Source organism: Maribacter sedimenticola (genome assembly GCF_900188415.1).
In the GTDB taxonomy this organism is placed as follows: domain Bacteria; phylum Bacteroidota; class Bacteroidia; order Flavobacteriales; family Flavobacteriaceae; genus Maribacter; species Maribacter sedimenticola.
In genome coordinates, this window is the sequence record NZ_FZNV01000002.1 from 341,688 (window position 1) to 366,209 (window position 24,522).

The following is a 24,522-nucleotide window of genomic DNA, read 5'->3' on the forward strand; positions in this document are numbered from 1 at the left end:
ACCTATTAAAGCTCAATAAAATTATTGAGGTCCAAAGTCCAGTCATAATTTTGATACTCCAAGTCTATACCCTTGGTAGTAGGAATAAAACCTTTATTCTTCAATATTTTCTTGATACCGCCTTTCCCACCAAAATCGCCCCTAAACCAATTAAATAAAGAACTAATTGTAGCAACTTTGGTTCTTGGGTCATAGTCGGTGGTTCTTTCAAGATACTGTTGGGTACCTTTATTAAACTGCTCATCTAAACGTTGCCACTCATATATTGCTACGGGCGGACAGTCCTTTGCACCACAGTTTAAGGCAAAATGAATATGATACACGGGATCGTTAACACGTAATTTTCGTTCAAATTTATTAGGAAACCATTTTCTAATATAGCCAAGGCCATATTCAAATTGTGACTTTCGTATAAGACCGTGTTCTATTTTGGCAAACGAAATGGTTTCTCCGGCTATTTTAATTTGCTCTTTTTTAAAAAAACTGCCACGATCATCATATAATTCTGGGTTTTTCTGTAATATCACCTGTATATACGCATTGTAGATGTTTATCCAAAATGCCAACCGTTTAGCATTGGAATCCAGGGCCTCGTCAAGTGTTGCAATGGTGGTATTAGCGAAAATATCCTGTAGCTCTTGCGTGTTTTCTTTATCGATAATTTTTTGTAGAAATAATTCTGACAATTTATTAAAGTCTTCTGGTGTATCTGTCGAAGTTTGTGCGTTTATATTTTCACAATGGACCAAGAATGTAAAGCAGAACACCAACAAGGAATACAGGTAATTTTTCATATATATACTATTAGAGTATCTTAATTACGTAAATATGGGGAAAAGGTTTGTGGATTGTTAGTCGTATCAATAATTAAGTGATTACAAAGACCTTTTTTTATAATTTGTATCAGAATTAAAACTATTTTCATCAATTTGCGTAGGTAGAGGAAAGTCAAAACATTAAAAATTGAAAGACGGTATTTCTAAGGTAAAAATTTTCCAAAAGTAGTACGAATATATGATCAGTATAATAATACCAGCACATAATGAGTATGTTAATTTGGAACGTCTTTTTAACAGTGCGGTTTTTTTACATCACCGGCAACTTCTGGAAGTTATCATTGCCGCATCCCCATCAACAAATGACGCAACGTCATCGCTAAGCAGTATTCCAAAAGTTAATGTAATCAATTGTATTAACAAAGGTCGTGCGGCCCAAATGAATGAAGCTTCACAAATGGCTATGGGCAATGTTTTGGTTTTTTTACATGCGGATGTCTTACCACCGGCCAATTTTTTGGATAATATTTTAGACCGCTTGGAGAATGGTTTTGATGCCGGTTTCTTTTCCTATAGGTTTGATAAGGAAACATGGTTTCTTAAAATGAACGCATCGTTTACCGCAAGGGATGGTTTTTTTACCGGAGGGGGAGACCAATGTCTGTTCATACGTAAATCTGTTTTTAACAATTTAGGCGCGTTTGATGAGCAACAGGTGCTTATGGAGGATTTTGAATTTTTTAACCGAATGAAAAAGGGCAAGGTGCCATATACCATTATAAAAAATGATCTAGTGGTCTCTGCCCGTAAGTATGAGTGTAATTCTTATCTTAGGATTAACCTTTCCAATTTGCTTTTAGTAATGTTGTTCAAATTGGGTTGTCCCAGTTGCACATTAAAAAGTCTTCATAATAAATTGATACGAACCCCATATAATGGTTGAGGTAATAAATGGTATTCAGCAAATTGGTATTGGGGTCCTGGATACTAAAACCGTATTTAATTGGTATAGAAAGCATTTAGGTTTTAATGTGTTATTGTTTAAGGATGAGGCAGTTGCGTCGTTAATGACACGGTATACCAATGGTAAGGCAGAAAAGCGTGATGCCTATTTATCATTAAATTTAATGGGGGGTGGCGGTCTGGAAATTTGGCAATTTAAGGATAGGCTTCCTGCAGCTGCTCAAAATGATATTGTTCTGGGTGATCTTGGAATATATGCCATGAAGATCAGGTGTAAGGACCTTGTTGCCATGCATGGTTACCTAGAACAAATAGGGGTATTGCAGTTAACCGATATCATAAAAACATTACCACATAGTGCCAGTTTTTATTTTGATGATCCATTTGGAAATAAAGTGCAAATGGTACAGGATTCCTATATGTTCAGTGCGGAAAAGTCTATATGTGGTGGTGTTATGGGTGCTGTTATAGGAGTTAGCAATATGGAGCAATCCATAGAATTTTATAAAAGGATGTTGGGTTATACGGTAGTGCTGTATGATGATATAGAGACTAATGGTACTGCAGCCAATAAAAAGTATAGAAAGGTAATCCTTGGTCAAAATCGTAAGCATATAGGTGGTTTTGGAGATTTATTGGGTCCTACGCAATTAGAATTGGTAGAAATGCTACAAGGTACGCCTACAAAAATTTTCAAGGACCGTTTATGGGGAGATTTGGGTTATATACATCTTTGTTTTGATGTACAGGGTATGGACTCCTTAAGGGAAAAGGCCAAGATTCTGAAAACGCCCTTCACGGTGGATAGTTCCAACAGTTTTGATATGGGAGATGCCGCGGGTCACTTTAGTTATATAGAAGATCCGGACGGTACGTTGATAGAATTGGTAGAAACCCATAAGGTACCTATCGTAAAATCATTGGGCATTTATTTAAATCTCAAGAAAAGAGATCCGTATAAAACACTACCTAAATGGTTGGTTAAAAGTCTTGGTCTGCATAAGGTAAGCAAAGACCTATAGCCCTCAATAATCATTTAACCCTTACTCGTCGTTCGTATCAATCCAATGCCCGAAAAGAAAAATATTGCGCCCAACACTCCATATACAATAAGTTGTTTGGTAGTGCCGGAACTGTTTCCAAATAAGATTGCCGCGTATACCAGACCGCCAATACCTAATAAGGTCAATACGGTCCCAAAAATTTTCTTTAAATCCATGGGCGAAAAATAATAAAAAAAGGGCAGTTAATAACTAACTGCCCTTTTAAACTATACATATATTTTTTAAGAAGCGGACACTACACCAAGTGTATATAATTGTTCCAAGGTGGGAGATTCACTTCCGCCCGCTGGTTCAAGTGTAATACCAAATGCCTCTGATTCGTTAGGATTGTTCAAAGCAAATACCTTGTTCTCATCTGTAGTAAAATCTTCAAGGAGTCCCATACTTGTTGGTGTAAGGGGCGATAATTTCAAAGACCAGACTTGGTACACAAAACCATCTGGTGGTTCTGGTAAGCCTTTGGCATCTATGTAAACCTTTTCTTCTTTTTTGTTCCAATAAGCCTTTGCATAGGAGGTAGGGGATACCGTCTGCCCGCCAAGGGCAATAACATTAATATCCTTGTCCCTAATCGTATTCAATAATTCTTGCGTTTTTTCCAATGAAGAATCAGTGTCCGCTATTTGCTGTTCCAAAGAAGTATTTTGTTGTTCAACAACTTCAATGTTAGATTTAAGTTCCTGATTTTGTTGGTACATAAAGAACAGACCAATTGCCAATAATAATGAGGCGGCCCAACCAATATACGTCATAGCGGAACTAGATCGTTTATTCATTGAAATAACCTTACCTCCCTTGTTAATTCTGTCCATTAAGGATTGAAAGGTATAAGAAACACCCGGAGATGCTTTTTTGGATAAGGTCAATATGGAAGCTTCAATGGCTTCAATTTCCTTTTTGATTTCCGGATATTCCTTGGCATAGTTGGCTATTTCCAAATTTTCCTTATCAGAAAGGATACCGGCCACATAAAGTTCCAATATTCCCGATGCTATGTATTTTTGTACATCCATTCTATATGCTTTCCATGTTTTCCCTTAGTTGGGAAATGCAACTTCTATTTCTTGTTTTTACAGTTCCTATAGGAATATTCAGCTCTTCGGCAGCATCTTTTTGCGTATAACCTCTAAAGTATAATAGTTCAATGATCTGAACACATTTTTCCTTTAAATTTTTCACGAGTTTTCTTAACCCTTTGGTATCTACCGCCATATGTTCCTCTTCCCTGCTTTCTAAAATACCTACGAAGTAATCTGCAGAAAGGTTCTTTTTTTGATTTTTATACGTTTTACTGCGTATTTCATCGATAGCCGCATTTCTGGCTATATTCAATATCCATGTAAAGAACCTTCCTTTACTGGAATTATAGCTTTCTGCATTATTCCAAATTTTAATAAATACGTCTTGGCAGATTTCTTGAGCTACTCCGTCATCTTTTACAATGGTATTGATGACCCCACAGATATTATCTGCATACATTTCGTGTAGTGTTTTGAAAGCGTTGGGGTCTTTTTTCCTGAACTGCTCAACCAATAGGTCTAGTTGCATACATCAATTTTTATATTCGCTAAAAATAAAAAAAGCTGCTCTTAGAACAGCTTTTATAAATTTTATATTTAACTCTATTCAATAATGCCCGCACAACTTATACGTGCCCCGGCTGCGCCACTGGGTTGCGAGGTAAAATCATCAACACCTTGGTGAACGATTACACCTTTACCAAGAATATCCTTGTTTTCATCACCACAACCAATACACCACTCATCTGTGGAAAACTCAACATTGGCAGTACCATCTGCATCAGCGGTAAAATTACCGATGTCTCCTTTATGGTAGCCTTCTGCAGCTCCCCACTTTCCATGTGGTTCATTGGTAGGGTTCCAATGTCCACCGGTAGATGTTCCATCAGCAGAAGAACAATCTGCAGTTTGGTGAATATGTATGGCATGCTCTCCTTCAGAAAGACCGGTTAAATTTGCCGTCATGCTTACTTTACCATCCTCTTCGGTAAAAGTAACTTCACCTTTTACTTCGCTATCGCTCTTGGGTTCCATCATGAATTTAATGGTAGTGACCTCTTCGTTCATTTCCGCTTTGGCTTCTTCCATAAATTCCTCTACTTCTTCTTTGGCCTCATTGGTCTCTTTTTTGACCTCTTTACAGCTAAAAGCTGCAATTAGCGCTAAAAATGCTATTTCAAATTTTAATATTTTCATATTCATGTTTTTTAGGTTAGACCATAAAGTTACATATTAATACCTACAATCTTTGCTCATATACAATCGATTTTAACATGAAAAACGATTGCATTTATATGAGGCTGAAAATTATTCCTTTTTCTTGAACAGACCGCTTAAATCCGTATTATAGAATACCCCAACCTGCAAACGGTCAAAATTAGCCCCTGTAAAATGATTTTTTAGGTATCCAAATTGCATGCTTAAATCTTCAGTTACATTTACCCCAAGTGCGGCATAGGCACGGTTCTGACCAAAAGCATTGTCCTGTAGGTTTATGAAAATTTCATCATAGAAATTTAAGAAAAAGATATCGGTTAGGGGCAAGGTCATCTGTATTCTGTACCTGGCCCGGTGCAAGGTATTGCTTACCTTGGTATAATTGTCCTGCACAAAACGCTGTTCCAATCGGTAACGATGTTCAAATTTAAATTCCCATACCTTATTTTTCAAAATAAACTGTTCAAAGATCCTGTGTTCCGATATGGAATTGTTTTCAAAAAATACATCATCACCTAGAATATCAAAAGCACTAAAGGTAGGATCCGTTTCTATAAAACCGTATCCTAAAGTAGCTATAGCGTTGTCATTGATATGATAATTTGCACCTGTCCTCAATAACAATTGGTTAAAATTGGATGCCATTTCATAATATCTAAACTGAGCTTCTGTATGAACACTCCATTTATCTGAAACTTTATTAGTGCCAAAATACATGAACCAACTGCCAAAATCATCTTCACCCGTACCTTCATTTTGGGCATTGACATGTAGTGTAGTAATACATAATGCCATTATAGCTATAATGTTCTTCATTTTTTATCCTCTTCTTTATCTATTAATTGATATTAAATGTTTTGGTTTCTTTAAATGGCGATAGGTCCAAACGTTCCATTGCCGCTTTGTATTTTGCCCAATCATCCGTATAAAAACTATTTGTTTTGTCCAATGCGGTTCCTAATTCCTGTTTGGCAAAATTGATTAATTGGGTTTCTGTGGCGGTCATACCATTTTTGCGGGATCCTACATAGCTTCTTGCGTTTTGAAGCCGTTGCATTACCGTAATTTCCTTATTTCGGGTAATTCCTTGACGCTTATCTACCTTGCCCAGGTAGAGGGCTATTACAGAATCTGTTTGTTTGATAATATCCTTGGATGCTTCAATTTGTTCCTTGTATTTCTTCTCGTCCAATTTCTTGAGGTCTTTCTGAAATTGTTCTGCAACTGTTTTACTTTCTACCAATTGCTTAACGGCATCCGTAGCCTTTTGCATATAGGACTCCAAAAGCTTTCCATTGGTATATACTGCATTGATTGCTTCTGGTGAAATTTGTAAACGTGGGTCTGATTTTACGGTAATGGAGGATTCTTCAATTGCATCCCCATACATCATTTTAATAGTATACGTTCCCGGTTTAACGTCTACACCGCCGGATTCCCTTTTCCTGGTCTGAATTTTTCTGGATGGCCTGTCCGGTCCTTTTTCATCCATTCCCCAGTATATTCTATGAAACCCAGGTTTTTCAGGCGTCTTATACTTTAAGGTTCTTATAAGTCGGTCACCATCATAAAAATCAAACTGTACGGAATCCTTTTTTTGTACCCCGGTTAATTTGGGCTGTTCCGTAGATGAAGAATCCTTGGCTACGTTGCCCTTATCGGCTTTATTTGTGGTACCTTTTTCCTCCTTATCTTTTTTTGCGTTGCCCTTTTTCTTGCCCGTTTTCAGGTAATACGTAATCATTGCACCTTGTTTTCTATTTTCACCTTGGTAAAGGGCATCTCCACCAAAACGGCTTCCCGTTGGTTGTTGATAGGCTGCTTGATAAGCGGTAGGAGGATTAAATAGCTCAACGTCCTTGTTCAATATACTTAAATCCGTTGCCAAGGCTCGTAACGGACGTATATCGTCCAACACCCATGCGGCCCTTCCAAATGTACCAATGACCAAATCTTGTTCCCTTGGGTGTATGGCCAGGTCCTTTGTTGATACTGTTGGAAATCCTTCGGTCCATTTTTGCCATTTTTCTCCAGCGTTGAACGATAGGTATAGCCCGTCATCCGTTCCCAAGAACATTAGATTAGGATTTTCAGGATCTTCAATAATAGATAAGGTATAACTTTCCACATCGTTGGCATCTACAATCCTGGTCCATGTTTTGCCATAATCCTTTGTTCTATAGGCATAAGGGGTGTAATTGAACCTTCTATAGTCATTGGCAATTAAAAGGGCCTCACCCTTATTGCGTGTAGATGCTTTAATTTGGGGAATCCAACTTCCTTTGGGCAGACCTTTTAAATTGGCGGTTACCTCTGTCCAGGTTTTACCACCGTTTTGGGTATAGTGCACACGACCATCATCTGATCCAGCCCATAACATATCCTTTTCTACTGAAGAAGGTTCAATGACCAAAATCGTGGTATGGTTTTCTGCACCTGTTGCATCCATGGAAAGTCCACCACTTTCACTTTGTTTTTGTTTTTCTGGATCATTCGTGGTCAGGTCAGGGGAAATTATTTCCCAGGTCAAACCTTTATCACTACTCTTATGAACAAATTGACTTCCAAAATATACGGTGCTATTATCAAAAGGGTCCTGGCTAATGGCCGAGTTCCAATTAAACCGCAGTTCTGTTTTTGCATCTGGCGGGGTAGGCCTAACAATATAGTTGTTACCCGTTTCGTGATCAAAACGTTGTACAAAACCTTGTTGGCTCATGGTATAGCCATATCTGGAATCTTCAGGATCGGGAACTACGTCAAAACCGTCTCCAAAACTGATTTCTTGCCAGTAACTGTTTCTAATGCCCTGTGCTTTCCAAACATAGGCTGGTCCACGCCAAGAACCGTTATCCTGCATTCCGCCATAAACATTGTACGGATAATCGTTGTCCGTGGCTATATGATAAAACTGGGCCACCGGCAAATTGCCGATAAAGCGCCATGTTTTACCTCCATCTTTAGAGATATTGAGTCCGCCATCGTTACCGTCCATCATGAACTGACCATTCTCCGGATGTATCCAAAAAGCATGATGATCTGGATGTACCCCGTTATCCACTCCATAGGCCGGCATTAATTGTTCAAAGTTCTTACCGCCATCTTGGGATACGTTGACATAGGTAAAGACAGAAAATACCCTGTTTTCGTTTTCCGGGTCTACATAAATTTCGGAATAATAAAAAGGCCTGTTGCCTATATCTCCTTTATCATTGACCTTTTTCCATTTAAATCCGCCATCCTCAGATTTATAGAGCGCATTCTTTTTGGCCTCTACCAAAGCGTAGACTACATTAGGTTTGCCTGCGGCTATGGCCACACCAATTCTTCCTAGATCACCTGCGGGCAACCCATCCTCTTCGGTCAATTTTTTCCAATTCTTACCGCCGTCATGTGTCATATATAGTCCACTGCCGGCACCACCGGAGTTAAAGAACCAAGGCTCACGTTTGTGTTCCCACATGGCCGCAATCAGTTTATTGGGGTTTGTGGGGTCCATGATCAAGTCCGCCACACCGGTTTTATTATTTACAAAGAGAACTTTCTCCCAAGTTTCGCCACCATCCGTAGTTTTGAAGACACCACGTTCCGGGTGCTCGCCCCAAGGGGAACCAATGGCTCCCACATATACGGTATTAGGATTCATGGGGTCTATTTTTATTCTGTGGATGTGTCTCGTTTTTTCAAGCCCCATGGATTTCCAGGTTTTTCCCCCATCCAAGGATTTAAAGACACCGTACCCTCCATTTAAACTATTTCTAGGATTACCTTCACCGGTCCCTGCCCAGATTACGGAAGGATTATTTTGTTGAATAGCGACCGCACCTATGGACGCCGTGACCTCTTTGTCAAAAATAGGTTCCCATTTTATACCGCCTGAGGTAGATTTCCATAAACCTCCCGAAGCTGTTCCTACATACATAATATCTGGATTGCTGATAACGACATCAATTGCCGTAACCCGGCCGCTCATACCGCCAGGTCCAATATTACGGGGTTTAAGGTCCTGTACGAGGTCCATTTTAAATTCTTGGGCAGTAAGTAAAACAGATGCGAAAAGCATCAAAATGGAGAGTAATTTTCTTGTCATTTGAGTGGTTTGTTAGTTATGTTTCTAAAAATAGCAGAAAAGAAAGGGAAGTATTCTTAAAAGGATGTTAACAGTGAATACTTTTGAAGAATCTATAATCCTTTAACAGTTTTGGTGTTGGTTATTGGTTGATTGTTGCCGATCTACGATATTCAGTGTGCTGCTGTTCGTATCCGTGGCAGAATCAGCGAGCAATGTTCAGTTTTTTAATAGCAAGGTAAGATGCAATCCATAAGATCAGTGTTCCTAACATCTCGATAATGTAAGATGTGGCAAAGATCCAAACTGTTAATTGAACGCAACCAGAATAACCAAAAAAGGACTTGGGACAACGAAAAGCGAGTAGAAGACTGCTTGCTACAAATTATGGTCACAGAACCTCAAAAATACCGAACAACTCTTTACCTAATCTTGGGGGGATGGAATTGTAACAGCGATCAAAAGTGATCGTTTTAAAATAAGGGGTTAAATAACTGATATATAATTTTTTATTTCCCCCAAATGGGCGATTTTCCATGTCCTCTGTCAAGGGAAAATCAAACCAGACACCAACAAGTTTACCATTAGGTTTTAAAAGGCTGGCCATATGTTTGGCATAGGCCCTTCTATTTTCATCCGTAGGTACAAAGGAGCAAAAGAACGTCTGTTCCAGGATAAGGTCGAACTGGTCATGGTAATCAAAAAAATCCCCATGATGCACCTGTGATCTAGGAAAACTTTCATTTCGTTCAATAAAAGCTTGTAATGGTAAAATAGAAATATCTAAAATATGTACCTGCCTAAATCCTTGTTGCCATAAATATTCCGCTTCATAGGCATTCCCTGCACCGGGAATCAATATTTTAATTTCTTTGTCCTCTAGCTGGTCTATATAATCTTTTATTGGGGTAGACGGGTATCCAATGTTCCATCCGGTGTGGTGTTTCTTATAGCGCTGTGTCCAATATTGCTCTTCGTTCAAAATCAGGATATTTATTGATTTATAAAATTAAACAGATTTAAGGGTAATGCCAAGTATGTAGAAAACCCATCCATTGGTCATTCTTCCTTTGTGGCAAACAAATCAATTTCCTACCTTACCCACCAGCTAACCATTAACGAATAACGTATGAGAAAATTTATTTGTGCCATAATTTTGGCTTGTTTTACCCTTGCCGGTTTTGCCCAAACCAACCCTAAATGGGCAAGGTATCCATCTATAGCGCCAGATGGTAAAACCATAGCGTTTACCTATAAGGGCAATATATTCTCCGTTGATGCAGTTGGTGGTCTTGCCAAACAACTAACGTTTCATGCCGCCCATGATTACGCTCCTGTATGGAGTAAGGATGGCAAGCACATTGCTTTCTCGTCCAATAGGTATGGAAATTTTGATGTTTTTGTAATGAATGCAGATGGTGGTCCCGCAAACCGACTAACGTTTCATAGCAATGATGAAACACCGTTTTGTTTTTCCGCGGAAAATGATAAGGTGTTATTTGGGGCAACCCGGTTAGATGCCGTTGCGCACAGACAGTATCCTACTGGCACACAACCGGAACTCTATAGTGTCTCCAAGGAAGGAGGGCGCGTGGAGCAGGTACTGACCGTTCCTGCAGAAGATGTTCAAATAAACAATGAGGGTACAAAAATGGTGTATCATGATAAAAAAGGATATGAAGATGTATTTAGAAAACATCACGTATCTGCCATTACCAGAGATATTTGGTCGTATACACCCGTAACAGGGGAGCATGTAAAATTAACCGATTTTGAGGGGGAGGACCGTAATCCGGTTTTTGCAAAGGATGGAAAGACCATATTTTATTTAAGTGAACGCAAAGGGTCGTTCAACGTATTTTCCAAAAGTTTGGATGAAAACCTTCAGCCTACCCAACTAACCAATTTCAAGACACATCCCATCCGCTCTTTAAGTATAGGAAACAATATATTGGCCTTTGGCTATGACGGTGAAATTTATACCCTTAAGGAGGGTCAAGATCCAAAAAAGGTCAATATCATTATTAGAACACAAGAAGAAAATAACCCTACCGCGTATATTTCCATTAACGGTGGTGTACGTGAAATGGATATAGCGCCCAATGGAAAGGAAATAGCTTTTATAAGCAGGGGGGAAGTCTTTGTTACCTCGGTAGATGGTGCGTTGACCAAACGAATTACCAATACTCCGCAACAGGAAAGATTTGTAAAGTTCATGCTAGATGGCCGAAGTGTGGCCTATGCAAGTGAACGAAATGGCAAGTGGTCCATTTTTAAAACTTCAAAAGCACGATCACAGGAGCCTTATTTTTTTGCTGCAACCGTTTTTAGGGAGGATACACTAGTGAGTTCAAACAAGGACAATTATTTACCGGAATTCTCCCCGGACAGCACCTATATGGCCTATGTAGAAGGCAGAAGAACCTTAAAAGTGAAGAATCTAAAAACAAAGGAAGAATTTACATTGCTAACCCCTAAGGAGCTTTACCATATGCAAGATGGAGATCAATATTTTAAATGGAGCCCAGATAGTAATTGGCTGCTGGTAAGCTGGGGGGTATCATTAAGTAATTCAGAAGTATTGCTGATTTCCAAGGATGGCAAGCAAAGGAAGAATTTAACGCAAAGTGGCTATTATGATGGTTCGCCAAAATGGGTAGACAAAGGAAACCAGTTGCTATATTTCTCCAATAGGGATGGTCTTAAAAGTTACGCTACAAGCGGTAGGTCAGAATTAGATGTGTACAGTATGTTCCTAAATAAAAATTCGTGGGACAAGTTCAACAAATCCAAGGAAGAGTATGATTTGTTAAAACTGATAGAGGATGCGGAAAAGGAAAAAAAGGAAGCGGCTTCCAATGATGATAAGAAGAAAAAGAAAGCGGATAATAAAGAAGAGGTAAAACCCTTGATGTTTGATTTGGAAGATGTGGAACAAAGAAAATCCCGTTTAACCATTCACTCTTCTTTATTGGCGGATGCCGTGTTGTCCAAGGATGGAGAAAAATTATACTACCTGACCCGCTTTGAGAAAAATCTTAATCTATGGGAAACCGAAATACGGACCAAGAACACCAAACAATTGGTTGCCTTGGGAGCCAAATCCGGAAGTTTGCAATGGGATACAAAAAAGGAAAATTTGTTTCTTTTAGCGGACGGTAAGATTTCAAAAGTTGATTTAACTGCAAAAAAGACAGAACCGGTAAAACTAAATGCCGAAATGGTTTTGGACGTGGATGCGGAGCGAGAATATATGTTCGATCACATATGGTTAAGGACAAAGGGAATTTTTTATACCTCTACCTTTCATGGTGTAGATTGGGACTTTATGCGTACCGAATATGAAAAGTATTTGCCGCACATTGGTAATGATTATGAGTTCGCAGAAATGATTTCGGAAATGTTGGGAGAGTTGAATGTAAGCCATGCCGCAGGCCGGTTCACCGATACAATTGAAAACGGCGATAAGACAGCTTCTCTTGGTATTTTTATAGATTATGGTTATTTGGGTAAAGGATTAAGGATTATGGAGGTCATTAAAAATGGACCCTTGGACAAAGCCGGATTTGATATAGAACCGGGAATGATCATTGAAAGGATAAACGGTATTGAAATAGATACGACAGTAGATGCAGCCTTTTACTTAAACCGGATAGAAGGGGAATTCACATTGTTGGATATTCTGGGAGACAATAACAAAAGAAAGCAAATTACGGTAAAACCCATTTCCTTGAACGAAGAAAATAAATTGTTGTATAAGCGCTGGGTCAACATCAATGAAAAGGATGTATTGAAAAAGAGTAACGGTACATTGGGCTATGTGCATATTCCCGGTATGAGTGACGGGCCTTATAGAAGCATTTATGAAGAAATGTTGGGTAAGTTTAATGACAAGAAGGGGGTTATTGTAGATACGCGGTTTAATGGAGGTGGAGATTTAGTTGCGGATTTGGCCATGTTCTTTACGGGAGTACCCTTTTTGTCCTATGAAACGGAGACCAGGGTAGTAGGCGGTGAACCTACGTCTAGATGGACCAAGCCTACATTGGCCATGTTCAATGAATCAATGTACAGTGATGGTTCATGCTTTGCAAGTGGATATGTTGATTTAAAAATTGGTAAAACGGTTGGTATGCCGGTACCGGGAACCTGTAGTTGGGCCGGTTGGGAACGTTTGCCCAATGGTGGGCGTTGGGGCGTTGTTCCAATAAGTGCAAAGAACAAAGCAGGTGAGTGGATGGAGAACAACGAAACCAATCCAGATATTTTAATTAAAAACCAACCAGAAATAATTGTAAAGGGTATTGATCAACAATTGGAAAAGTCCATTGAGGTATTGATGAAAGAAGTAGAATAGTTATTTCCACAATTAAATTTATACGCGCAACAACTTAATATAGTTACTGGTACTATTTTTTAGTTGTTGCCATTCATTGTGGAATGCAATCTTTAATTAAAGAAAAAAACACAAATAAATGCAATGTTTAAATTGTAATAATTCGGTCAAGGAAAATTTCTGCCCAAATTGTGGACAAAAAACATCAACACACCGGTTTTCGTTTAGTTATATTTTTGATAATGGAGTATTAAACGGAATTTTTAACGTTAACAAAAGTTTTTTCTTCACTATAAAAGAGCTTTTTACACGACCTGGGCATAGCATCAGAGAATATATTCAAGGAAAAAGAATACGACATATTAATGCTTTTAGTCTATTAATATTGCTAATTGCAATTGAATTTTTGCTCGATTTTGGCAATGTAAATAGTAATGAGGCATTACCGGAAATGTTTAAGAATTCTGGGGATTCACTGGATCAAATTTTCGAAACTTATCCGCAACTCACCTATTTAATTGTTATTTGTGTCACAACTATTTCCAGTTATCTGTTTTTTAGAAGAAGCAAACTGAATTTTGCTGAACATTTAATAATGAATATCTATTCTTGGTCTGGTTTAATTGTACTGGGATTACCTCTTACCTTATCATTTGCTTTCATTGATGATAAATCGCTGATAAGACCACTAATTAATATATATGCGTTAATTGGTTTTGGTTATGCTTTTTGGTTCTTTTATCAATTTTTTTCAGGATACCGATACAAAAAAATATATTTAGTTTTAAGAGTGTTATTGGTACTTATAATATCACATATTTTGAGATTTATTACACTTGCTGCTTTACTTGAAATTAATAAGCTTACGAATTAAAATGCTGACTAAATTCACTCAAACGCTGAATATGGAAATCTGAATGATTGAATAATATGAACGATTAAAAATAACGAATTGGCAACACCGTATAAATTTAATTACAGATTTTTAGCCTACTTGCCAAAGTCCTAGAGCACTTTCTATCTGTGATTTATTTGCTAAATTTAGTACTTAAACCACGCAACTAATAGTGTACAAACACGTTGACGAATGTTTTGAAATTCAAATAATAACTCAAATCCATGAAGTTAAGGTTCATTTTTATCATTTGCGGTTTTGTCAGTACAATTGGTATAGCACAGGAAAATACCTCTCAAATTACTATTGGCGTTAATCATACTATTAAGTCTGCTATATTAAATCAAGATAGGACAATTCAAATTTACTTACCAGATAGTTATTCAGATTCAAGTCAAGACTATCCTGTTCTATATATTTTAGATGGACAATGGTATTTTTTAAGCGGCGTAGCAATTCAAAAAAGCCTACGAACTCCTGGTGCTATACCAGAAATGATTGTTGTAGGTATCAACAATAGCAATCCATTAAGAAGAACATTGTTCAATGATGAAAGTAAAAAGTTTACTGAATTCTTAATTAATGAAATAGTACACTACATAGATACTAATTACAGGACAAATAATGAAAGGGTCATTTTTGGGTGGGAAGCTGCCGCTTATTATTTAAGTGAATTAATTTTAACAACAAGTGAATTTAATGGAGCTATTATAACTGACGGTGGTTATGCTTCTGAAGATTTAGTGAAAGAGTTTACATCAAAAGAAGATAAATATCTGTTTATGGCCAACTCCAGAAAAGATATTTATTATATAGGTTCAACAGATGCATTCCATAAAATATTAAAAGAGAACAATCCTAAGAACCTTATTTGGAAATACGATTTGTTTAATGATGAAGTGCATGAAACATTAGCCCATTTAGCGCTATTTAAAGGTTTGAAATACTATTATCATAATTACGATTCACCAGTTTTTGAAAGTATTCAACAATTTATAGATTTAGGCGGAATGAATTACCTGACTACTTATTTCAAAGAAAAAGCACGACGTTTTGGGGGGAATGGACAAATAGATAATAGCACAAAAAATGCATTAATTTGGTTAGCATGGAACAGGGATAATTTTGAATATTTTAATTTCTTTATGAATGAATTCAGTGACGTCTTGACGACCAAAAGATATTCTTCAGGCTACTGGCAAAATCGTTTTGGCCAATTTTATTTAAAACACAAAGATTACCAAAATGCGATCAAATATTTTGAAGCAGGTCTTGTCGATTACCCAGATTCACAATTTAAGGAAGAAATGCAAAAGGGACTTATTGATGCGAAAAACGGAACAAACTAATTAAAACACATTTTACAACACGGTACATAAATAATAGCGGCTAAGAACGAAAACAAAAACATGAACAATAAAGAAAGGTCAGTGTAAAACGAATATTAACCTATACAGCCTGTAACTGGCGATTATACTAAAGCGTTGGCAAATAGTTATAATCAATTTAATGTGATTGACTTATCTAAACAGTAAACAATAAAAATGAAACAAATTTTAATCTTAATTTTTGCAATTTGTCTTTTCTCTAATTGTTCAAAAGATGATTCCAATAATGATGTAAACATTCGCTTATCTAATGTCACCGATATGGACTTCGAAAATATTATAGTCAATACCACAAACTATGGTAATTTAAAGTCCAACCAAGTTTCTGAATACAAAAACTTCAACAAGGCCTATCGATATGCCTATGTAGAATTGAATATTGGAGAGGAAACGTATATTATACAACCAATTGATTATGTTGGCGAAACACCGCTGACTAATGGTAATTACACCTATCAGCTAGATTTGGTTAGTTATAATGAAGGCTTTCTCGACCTAACCATTACACTGATAGAGGAATAAAATTTTTGTGTACAAAACCCATAAGCAATATGTACTACGGGCTTAATTGTAAGGTTTGCATATTGTTATAAAGTCCTCCAAATTTTTAGGATTTTGCATGGAAATAAAAATATAACCAAAACAAAAAGTTTATGCTACGTGAGTAGACCTGCCGGCAGGCGGAAACGAAATGTTTCCTTATCTCGCCACTAAGCTTAAACGAGACGTTATACCCAATTAAAACGAAAATTATGAAAACTTTAATGGACATGATTAAAAGAATATCACTTTTAGTTTTGCTTGCAATTACTTTAATTGGTTGTAAATCAGAAAATAAAGAAGCGGTTAATGATACACAAAAGGTCTCTTCCCAAAATGCTCTTTCTGCTGTAATAGATTCTGTTAACTCAGAAATAAATAATGGGGATTATGGATTAATTGACCGCTTTCTGGTCATACAAAATGATAAGCTATTGGCAGATTTTAGGTATAACCAGGATTATGAGACAATCGTTCAAAAATATGACACCACTAATCATCAATACAATTTCAATAATACCAATTGGCATCCCTATTATAAAAAAAGCGAATTGCACACCCTTCAATCTGTAACCAAAAGCATTACCTCGATCCTTCTGGGTATTGCGTTGGATTTGAACCAGGATTATAATGTTAGCACCAAAGCAATGCCTTTGCTGATTGGTTATGATACTGATTTTAAAGATGAACGAAAACAGAGTATATCTATTGAAGATTTATTGACTATGAGAAGTGGAATACAATGGAATGAAGAAACCGATCATAATGACCATACAAATGACTGTTTTTTATTGGAAGCAAGTGATAACTGGATAGAATATGTACTGAGCAAACCTATGGATACCATACCAGGTACAAAATTCGTGTATAATGGTGGAGGTACTGTGCTTTTAGGTAAAATCGTAAGAACCATTACAGGAAAACGAATAGATAAATGGGCAGAAGAAAAACTTTTTGAGCCACTTGGCATTACAGATTACTACTGGAAAGAAACACCCGATGGAGAAATAGATACGGAAGGTGGGCTGTATCTTAAGGCAGAAGACTTGGCTACCATTGGTGCCCTATTTCTAAATAAAGGGAAATGGAATGGTAAGCAAATTGTATCTGAAAGTTGGGTCTCCACATCTACAAGTCCTTTACTTAAAAATGTAAAACCGCAATGGCGCGATGTAACAGGGTATGGGTATCAATGGTGGATTCCTGAATACGCCGAAGATGGCAGCGTCGGTATTTATTCAGCTAACGGATATGGTGGGCAATACTTAATGATGGCGCCAAAACACAAGTTAATAATTGTCTTTAATGGTTGGAATATTAATAGTGAGCCAGAAAAGTCAACTTATAGAGTTTTGCGAGATAGAATAATCCCCACGCTTAAGAAATAATAATTAGGCTAAACGTATATAAATGATGGCAGTGCCATAGTGTATTAAGCTTGCATGTTTTCCCGCATTAGTGAAAATAATTTACATAAAAATAAAATATAGCTACACCATTATTCTTATAAAAATTAGGTAGTAAACAATCCACAGATTCAAGCAACCAAAGTTTTACGATATAATAGTAATTTTTTTATAGCAAATTCGTCAGTGAAGCAACCAACCCTGAAAAGGGCGAAATATCTTAGTAAAAAGCCATCGTTTAAAAAAAATCAAAATGGTACTTGGTGAAAGTTTTGGTTGTATTTATTTAATGACCCAATATTTAGTCTAAAGTATTAAAGTAGATAAATAACGAACAAAATTTATACATTGGTTTTTATCTTAATCAATGGTATATAGAAAATAAAATACTTGAATGAAAAATAGAATACTTGGTAATAAAGGTTTTGAAATAAGTGAAGTGGGTTTAGGTTGTTGGCAGATTGGCGGCAATTGGGGCAATGGCATCCAAGAAAATAAGGCTTTTGAAATATTGGAAGAAGCCGTAGCTAGTGGCATTACATTTTTTGATACCGCAGATGTATATGGAGATGGCAGAAGTGAAAAACTCATTGGAGAATTTCTAAAAACTACAAAAGCCGACATAAAAATTGCGACTAAATTTGGGCGAGGCGCAAATGTTTTTCCAGATAAATATTCCGAACAAGCATTAAGAGACAGTGTAGAAGCTTCAAAAGAACGGTTAAATGTAGACTGTATAGATTTGTTGCAATTGCATTGTATTCCAACAGAAGAATTAAAGAAGGGTAAGATTTTTGAGTGGTTAAGAGCGTTGAAGCAAGAAGGCAAAATTGCCCATTTTGGGGCTAGTGTCGAAAGTGTGGAACAAGGTTTCATTTGCCTAGAGCAGGAAGGGTTACAATCGCTCCAAGTTATTTATAACATTTTTAGACAAAAATTGACTCAAGAGTTATTACCACAGGCCGCTGATAAAGGTGTGGGCATCATTGTACGTTTGCCTTTGGCCAGTGGATTGCTCACCGGTAAATTTAGTTCGGGTACCACATTTTCGGAAAACGACCATAGAAATTTTAATAAGGATGGTGAAATTTTTAATGTAGGTGAAACCTTTGCGGGTCTACCGTTCAATAAAGGGGTGCAACTTGCCAATGAGCTTAAAACAATTTGTCCCTCGGAAATAAGTATGGTTGAGATGGCACTAAGGTGGATTTTGGACCATAAAGAGGTAACTACCATAATACCTGGAGCAAGTTCTCCTAACCATATTAAAGATAATGCCAAAGCAAGTGAATTAACTCCATTATCTAAAAAACTAATGAACGATTTGGACACTTTTTATAAAGAAAAGGTGCATGCACACATACGCGGGGTATATTAGATGAGCAACTTCTATTATAAACAAATTGCTGGGATTACAATAGTTTCGTAAATTGTATAGGGCAATATAAACATATGGAGATACCGGAAATTCCTAATTTAATTCATTACGCAATTCCCTTTTTTGCGGCAACGGTGGTATTGGAAGTTATTTTGACCGTTAAGTTAAAATTGGAAGATTACGAATTTAAGGATGCCGGTACCTCAATACTTATGGGTCTGGGTAATGTAGCTATAGGTTTGTTTACCAAAGGCCTGGCATTGGGTGTTTTTTATGCTTTATATAATTTATTTCACCTATTTGAGATACCGTTTTCATGGTGGGCATGGTTGATATTACTTTTTGCCGAAGATTTCTGTTATTATTGGTTTCATAGGATAAGTCACGAAAGTAGACTGTTTTGGGCCAGTCATATTGTTCACCATTCTTCACAGAATTATAATTTAAGTACGGCATTGAGACAGACCTGGTCCGGTGGATTTTATACGTTTATTTTCTGGATTCCCTTAATAATAATTGGTTTTCATCCTGTTATGGTATTGGTACAAATGTCCGTAAGTTTAATTTATCAATATTGGATACATACGGAACTGATACACAAAATGCCCAACTGGTTCGAATTTGTTTTCAATACACCAAGTCACCATAGGGTTCATCATGCAACTAACCCCCAATACCTGGATAGAAACCATGCAGGAATCTTTATAATTTGGGATAGGATGTTCGGAACTTTTGAGCCGGAAGACGAAAAACCTGTCTATGGATTGGTAAAGAATATAGACACCTATAACCCAGTAAAAATTGCCTTTATGGAATGGTATAAAATGTTGGGCGATTTCTTTACTTCCAAAACCTCATTGTGGAACAGGTTAAAATATTTGGTAAAACCACCCGGATGGAAACATGATGGTACTAGTATTTTATCATCTGATTTAAGAAAAGAATGGAAAGAAAATAATAAGGCCCAAAACTAATTCTAAAAAGGTGTTGTAAGTTTATGTTGTACCTTCCTTTATATTTTATAATGAATGAATTATACTGGAGATTAGAACCAACTGCGAGAATTTCGACAAAGCATTACCCAATAACAGTATAGAGGCCATGATATGCACCTATGAGTGCACATTTTGTAAAGACTGTGTTGAAAATATTTTACATAATGTTTGCCCAAATTGTGGAGGAGGTTTTGAAAAGCGACCAAGCAGACCAAAAAATGGAATGATTAAGCATCCTCCACGAAAAGATAAGGTCTTAAAACCGGTTAAAATTAATACATATTTAGAACCAAATAAGCATATAGCACCAAATAAAAGGTAGAGTCAATTTTAGTTTTATTTAGATATAGTATTTATCACCATATATAAAGTAACAATATATGGGTTATTTCGTCTATTACATATAACCAACCAAGAGATTAAAATGAACAATAGACTTGTCGCGTATATCGGAATTGTAGGAGTTAGCTTATTTGCTATTGCGGCTATTGTTGGTCCATTGTTAATAGATGATTATAGTGTAGTTAGTCAATACATTAGTGAATCGTTTGCCTCTAATACTGAATACGGATTGTATTTACAGCACTTCGGTTATGTACCTAGCGGAATTTTGACCACCATTTTCTGTTTTAGCGCACCAAAATATCTTCCTAGTTCAAGGTTGATTAAATCCGGATTTTTTGGACTTGCTATTTTTTATGGCCTGGGAACCATCCTTGTGGGCTTATTTCCATGCGATGCTGGTTGTCCAACCGCCATAGGCAATTCCAGTACGGCACAATTAATTCATAATGCGGTGGCTTCGTTGACGTATATTTTTCTACCACTTTGTATTATCGCCATTGGTCTAGGATTGAAGAAAACCGAATCTCATCAACGATTATTTCAAATTGCATTAATAACAGGTATTATAAGTGCCATTTTCATTTTTGTTTTATTTTCAAATGCGGAATCTGGGTACCGTGGTTTGTTGCAACGGGTAATTGAAACCTCGTTTATCATTTTTATAATTTCCAGTGCCTTGAACATAAAGGACAGCCAATAAATAGATATTAGTTCAACTAATCTATTCCTTATAAATTACCCCATCTTTCATCACAAAAGAAACATTTTTCATAGTAGATATATCTTTGGTAGGATTTCCTTTTACGGCAATGATATCGGCTAAAAAACCTGTTTTCAACTGTCCTAAGCGTTTTAGATGAAACATGTTTGCATTGCCAGACGTTGCAGTTTGCAATACTTTTATGGGTTTCATTCCATATGCTACCATTAGTTCCATTTCGCGGTAATTTTCACCATGTGGAAATACACCTACGTCACCACCAAAAACAATTTGCACACCAGATTCCAAGGCTTTTTTAAAGGAGTTGCGTTTTTGTACTATTCGCTCGGGTTCTTGGTCCGTAGCTTTGTTCCAGCCACGGTATTGGGTAATGGCGTCTCCGGCAGCTAGGGTAGGGCATAGTCCAATTCCTTTTTCCTTCATCAACTTAAAAATTTCCAAAGTACCGCCATCGCCATGTTCAATAGTTTCCACGCCGGCTAAGATGGCACGTCTCATACCTTCTGGGGTACTGGCATGGGCAACCACATATTTCCCTGCTGTAGAGGCGGTTTCAACCATGGCATTGATTTCTTCCTGTAAAAATGTTGGTTGGGAATCGGCTCCTGGCGTCCATCGGTAATCTGCATATATTTTGATCAGGTCCGCACCATGGCCCATCTGTCTACGTACGGTTTCCATACATTGCTGCACCCCACTTGCTGGTTCTGCGCCAAGGGGAACACTTACCCCGTCATGAAAACCTTTTGGTCCGTATGCTCCTGTTGCCACAATTGCAGGTCCGGCAACCAATAAACGCGGTCCATCTATAATACCTTGGTCAATGGTTTTCTTTAAATACACATCTGTATAGCCTGCACCTTCAGCGCCCAAATCCCGCATAGTGGTAATACCCGCCATCAATGAATTTTTTACGTGTACGGTGCCTCTTATGGCACGTTCCACTGGCGATTCCTTTAAAACTTGGTCATTCCAATCCGTCTCGTTATAAGGATGCAGCAATACGTGGGAATGTCCTTCAATAATGCCCGGCATTAAAGTACTCCCCGACAATACTATTTCTTGGGTATGCACCGGTAGCGCTACGCCGTTTGACTTGCCCACATAGGTAATTTGATTTTGTTCTACTAAAACGACCCAATTCTCATGCAGTTCGGTACCATCAAAAACCCGGTCTGGTTTTAAGAGTATTTGCCCAAAACCGGATGCTGAATAGAATAGGCAGATAAAGAATGCTAATCTCATAATTTATAATGTTTAATTGACTTCGGCCTCTTTTAAAAGTTGTTGCAGATCTGATGCTGTATGTAAATTTCCGTTGGACAGGACCATAAAGATATCTCTAGTATGTCTAATGTTTTCCAGCGGATTGTTGTTCAGTAAAACAATATCTGCGTATTTACCGGCCGCAATGCTTCCATAATCGGCATCCTGTTTTAAAAATAGGGCACCATTGTACGCGGAAGCCCTTAACGCATCTAATGGTGAAATACCAATGTTGACCATAGCTTCCATTTCTTTGTGGAGGGAAATACCTGGGTACGTATAGCTATTGAAGGCACCACTATCCGAACCCGCCAAGAGGGATACGCCGTTTTGTTGAAGTTTAAGGGCAAGTTCCCCAAAAAATTGGTCCAATGCCTTGCGGTCCGCAACTTGTTGTTCCGTAGCATGTTCTACACGCGCAATTCTTCCTCTATAGGTTTTTTGTACGCCCTGTGTAATATATTTTAGATAGTCGTCATTGGTATGGTCTACTTCATCCAAATAACTAAGTACTCTTCCTATATGAAGGGTAGGTACCACAAATACGTTATGATCCTTAAGGTTCTTGAATGTTCTTAAGGCAGTTGAATCTGCAAAGGAAGACTGTAGTAAGGGCATGGCATCCCAAAATCCAATTTCATTTTTTAGCAGTTGCTGGGTAATAGCCTTTTCTTTGGTAGAGCAACCTTTCATAATGTAATATAAATGTTCAATGGCATCTATACCGGCATTAATTGTAGCATCCAATTCAACGGTAAAGGGCATATGACCAGATGTAATTAGACCTCTTTTTTCAGCCTCTGCAATGGTCTGCAAGTAATGGTCCGCAGTAATGCGGCTATCATAGATTTTTACAAAGTCTGTGGGTATGGATTGCAATGAATCCAACACTTTTGCAATATCATTGTCACTGTCCACTTCCAAAGAACCGGCCCAAGTAGCTCCAACGCCATCAACTTTTGGTCCTGATGTAAAAATTCTTGGACCGATCATTTTATTTTCGGCAATGGCCTTACGCCATGAAAGAACGGCAGTCGTTAAATCTCCGCCAGCATCCCTGACCGTGGTTATTCCATTGGCCATAAAAAGGTTTAAAAACTTTTGGTTTGCTTCTGTTAACGAGTCGCCACCCCTAAAATGTGTGTGGTTGTCCCAAAAGCCGGGGACAATATATTTGCCCTTGGCATCTATTATGGTATTGGCCTCAAACGAATTAAAGTCGGTGTTTGTGGATATGGTATCAATTTTATTGTTCCTTATCAGAATATCGGCATTGACAATACTACCATCTTCTAGGTTGATGATGTTTCCGTTTTTAAAAACTACATCATAGGTTGGTTTAGTTTCCTTACAACCAAAAAGGAATATGATTGCACCTGCGGTAAATATCTTTCCCGTTTTCCAAATTTTCATCATGTATTGTATTTTGGTCAAGGAAAGGTAAAAAGAATATATGATAGATCATTCTTTTAAAGGAAACGGCATTTTATAACATGTAGGATTTTATACTAAGGGTTACGGATAAGCTGTTTTTTATTTTTTGGAAGTTTGCCAACCTCCATTGCCTCTGTATTTAAGGTTTTGATCACAATGGTAAATAATTTCTATAATTCTTTTATCTCTGGTTTCTTGTCTTTTGGCTTGGTTCAAGTAATACAGATAGCTTTTCCGTTGGCTATGGGTAAAATTCTTGAAGTGGGTAAAAGCTTGTGCATTGGCATTGAAGGCTATTTGAAGGTCTTTGGGGATTATTCCGCTTTCAACATCATCCAAAGCGGTCCAGGAACCATTCTGCTTTGCAACTTGTATGGCATCCAATCCGGCAGAGTGCATAAGACCTTCAGCTTTCAAAAATTTAATATGGTCTTTGTTGACTTTGCTCCAAACGCTCTTAGGTTTTCTAGGACAAAAATATTGCCTGCGCTTACCGTTACCCAAACTTTTAACCGTACTGTCTATCCAGCCGTAACATAAAGCTACTTGTACCGCCTCTTCCCAGCGCATGCTTTCATTTATATGGGCAACGGAATAAAAAATGAGATGTATCCCCGTATATTGCATATGGTTATTGTGTAGCCATTCTCTAAATTCAGTATCATTTTTGAAATAGAATTCAGGTATTTTTGTCATAATCCTACATTTT

22 protein-coding genes are annotated in these 24,522 nt (G+C 37.5%); 11 read left to right on the forward strand and 11 right to left on the reverse strand.

What is annotated here, in order from left to right:
* Positions 1-5: 5 nt before the first annotated feature.
* A complete protein-coding gene (locus CHB68_RS06510) occupies positions 6-794 on the reverse strand; it encodes a DUF547 domain-containing protein (protein WP_089260056.1) in 789 nt (262 codons plus the stop codon).
* Positions 795-1,014: 220 nt separating this feature from the next.
* Between CHB68_RS06510 and CHB68_RS06515 the strand changes: the two genes are divergently transcribed.
* Together CHB68_RS06515 and CHB68_RS06520 are read left to right on the forward strand one after the other, a co-directional pair.
* Entirely contained in the window at positions 1,015-1,719 is a 705-nt protein-coding gene (locus CHB68_RS06515; RefSeq protein ID WP_089260057.1) for a glycosyltransferase, read from the forward strand.
* Positions 1,712-2,761 carry a VOC family protein gene (locus tag CHB68_RS06520; protein ID WP_089260058.1) on the forward strand — a complete coding sequence of 350 codons (1,050 nt, stop codon included), beginning with the start codon at positions 1,712-1,714 and terminating at the stop codon, positions 2,759-2,761. The genes CHB68_RS06515 and CHB68_RS06520 overlap by 8 nt, the downstream gene beginning before the upstream one ends.
* A 14-nt stretch (positions 2,762-2,775) precedes the next feature.
* On the opposite strand, the gene CHB68_RS06525 is transcribed toward CHB68_RS06520, so the two are convergent.
* From CHB68_RS06525 to CHB68_RS06555, 7 genes are all read right to left on the reverse strand, one after another.
* Positions 2,776-2,958: a hypothetical protein gene (locus tag CHB68_RS06525; RefSeq protein ID WP_089260059.1), complete on the reverse strand. Its 183-nt coding sequence runs from the start codon at positions 2,956-2,958 to the stop codon at positions 2,776-2,778.
* Positions 2,959-3,024: 66 nt separating this feature from the next.
* Positions 3,025-3,816, reverse strand: coding sequence for an anti-sigma factor (locus CHB68_RS06530; RefSeq protein WP_089260060.1), 792 nt, complete (start codon positions 3,814-3,816; stop codon positions 3,025-3,027).
* 1 nt (position 3,817) lies between these two features.
* On the reverse strand, positions 3,818-4,351 hold the full coding sequence (locus CHB68_RS06535; protein WP_089260061.1) for an RNA polymerase sigma factor: 534 nt from the start codon (positions 4,349-4,351) through the stop codon (positions 3,818-3,820).
* 74 nt (positions 4,352-4,425) lie between these two features.
* Positions 4,426-5,019, reverse strand: coding sequence for a superoxide dismutase family protein (locus tag CHB68_RS06540; RefSeq protein WP_089260587.1), 594 nt, complete (start codon positions 5,017-5,019; stop codon positions 4,426-4,428).
* Between the two features lie 111 nt (positions 5,020-5,130).
* Positions 5,131-5,856: a DUF2490 domain-containing protein gene (locus CHB68_RS06545; protein ID WP_089260062.1), complete on the reverse strand. Its 726-nt coding sequence runs from the start codon at positions 5,854-5,856 to the stop codon at positions 5,131-5,133.
* Positions 5,857-5,878: 22 nt separating this feature from the next.
* Positions 5,879-9,130, reverse strand: a complete 3,252-nt coding sequence (locus tag CHB68_RS06550; protein WP_245838855.1) for a VPS10 domain-containing protein — start codon at positions 9,128-9,130, stop codon at positions 5,879-5,881.
* Positions 9,131-9,500: 370 nt separating this feature from the next.
* On the reverse strand, positions 9,501-10,091 hold the full coding sequence (locus CHB68_RS06555) for a methyltransferase domain-containing protein (RefSeq protein WP_317043807.1): 591 nt from the start codon (positions 10,089-10,091) through the stop codon (positions 9,501-9,503).
* A gap of 147 nt (positions 10,092-10,238) precedes the next feature.
* Here CHB68_RS06555 and CHB68_RS06560 point away from each other — a divergent pair, with 147 nt between their 5' ends.
* From CHB68_RS06560 to CHB68_RS06600, 9 genes are all read left to right on the forward strand, one after another.
* On the forward strand, positions 10,239-13,466 hold the full coding sequence (locus CHB68_RS06560) for a S41 family peptidase (RefSeq protein WP_089260064.1): 3,228 nt from the start codon (positions 10,239-10,241) through the stop codon (positions 13,464-13,466).
* Positions 13,467-13,584: 118 nt separating this feature from the next.
* Complete coding sequence (locus tag CHB68_RS06565) at positions 13,585-14,319, forward strand: DUF3667 domain-containing protein (protein WP_089260065.1); 735 nt, start codon at positions 13,585-13,587, stop codon at positions 14,317-14,319.
* 245 nt (positions 14,320-14,564) lie between these two features.
* Positions 14,565-15,689 carry an alpha/beta hydrolase gene (locus tag CHB68_RS06570; RefSeq protein WP_089260066.1) on the forward strand — a complete coding sequence of 375 codons (1,125 nt, stop codon included), beginning with the start codon at positions 14,565-14,567 and terminating at the stop codon, positions 15,687-15,689.
* A gap of 195 nt (positions 15,690-15,884) precedes the next feature.
* On the forward strand, positions 15,885-16,250 hold the full coding sequence (locus tag CHB68_RS06575; protein WP_089260067.1) for a hypothetical protein: 366 nt from the start codon (positions 15,885-15,887) through the stop codon (positions 16,248-16,250).
* A gap of 230 nt (positions 16,251-16,480) precedes the next feature.
* On the forward strand, positions 16,481-17,656 hold the full coding sequence (locus CHB68_RS06580) for a serine hydrolase domain-containing protein (protein ID WP_089260068.1): 1,176 nt from the start codon (positions 16,481-16,483) through the stop codon (positions 17,654-17,656).
* 412 nt (positions 17,657-18,068) lie between these two features.
* The gene (locus CHB68_RS06585) at positions 18,069-19,052 is read left to right on the forward strand and encodes an aldo/keto reductase (RefSeq protein WP_089260069.1); all 984 of its coding nucleotides are present in this window, start codon (positions 18,069-18,071) and stop codon (positions 19,050-19,052) included.
* 74 nt (positions 19,053-19,126) lie between these two features.
* Positions 19,127-20,026, forward strand: a complete 900-nt coding sequence (locus tag CHB68_RS06590) for a sterol desaturase family protein (protein ID WP_089260070.1) — start codon at positions 19,127-19,129, stop codon at positions 20,024-20,026.
* 70 nt (positions 20,027-20,096) lie between these two features.
* Positions 20,097-20,369 (forward strand): DUF1272 domain-containing protein, encoded by a 273-nt coding sequence (locus CHB68_RS06595; protein ID WP_317043816.1) that lies wholly within the window; start codon positions 20,097-20,099, stop codon positions 20,367-20,369.
* 102 nt (positions 20,370-20,471) lie between these two features.
* Positions 20,472-21,092 carry a DUF998 domain-containing protein gene (locus CHB68_RS06600; RefSeq protein ID WP_089260072.1) on the forward strand — a complete coding sequence of 207 codons (621 nt, stop codon included), beginning with the start codon at positions 20,472-20,474 and terminating at the stop codon, positions 21,090-21,092.
* A 21-nt stretch (positions 21,093-21,113) separates the two neighbouring features.
* On the opposite strand, the gene CHB68_RS06605 is transcribed toward CHB68_RS06600, so the two are convergent.
* The 3 genes from CHB68_RS06605 to CHB68_RS06615 all read right to left on the reverse strand — a co-directional run bounded on the left by CHB68_RS06605 (position 21,114) and on the right by CHB68_RS06615 (position 24,509).
* Positions 21,114-22,358 (reverse strand): metal-dependent hydrolase family protein, encoded by a 1,245-nt coding sequence (locus tag CHB68_RS06605; RefSeq protein ID WP_089260073.1) that lies wholly within the window; start codon positions 22,356-22,358, stop codon positions 21,114-21,116.
* A gap of 12 nt (positions 22,359-22,370) precedes the next feature.
* Positions 22,371-23,795, reverse strand: a complete 1,425-nt coding sequence (locus tag CHB68_RS06610; RefSeq protein WP_089260074.1) for an amidohydrolase family protein — start codon at positions 23,793-23,795, stop codon at positions 22,371-22,373.
* A 117-nt stretch (positions 23,796-23,912) separates the two neighbouring features.
* Complete coding sequence (locus tag CHB68_RS06615) at positions 23,913-24,509, reverse strand: YdeI/OmpD-associated family protein (protein WP_089260075.1); 597 nt, start codon at positions 24,507-24,509, stop codon at positions 23,913-23,915.
* Between the last annotated feature and the right edge of the window lie 13 nt (positions 24,510-24,522).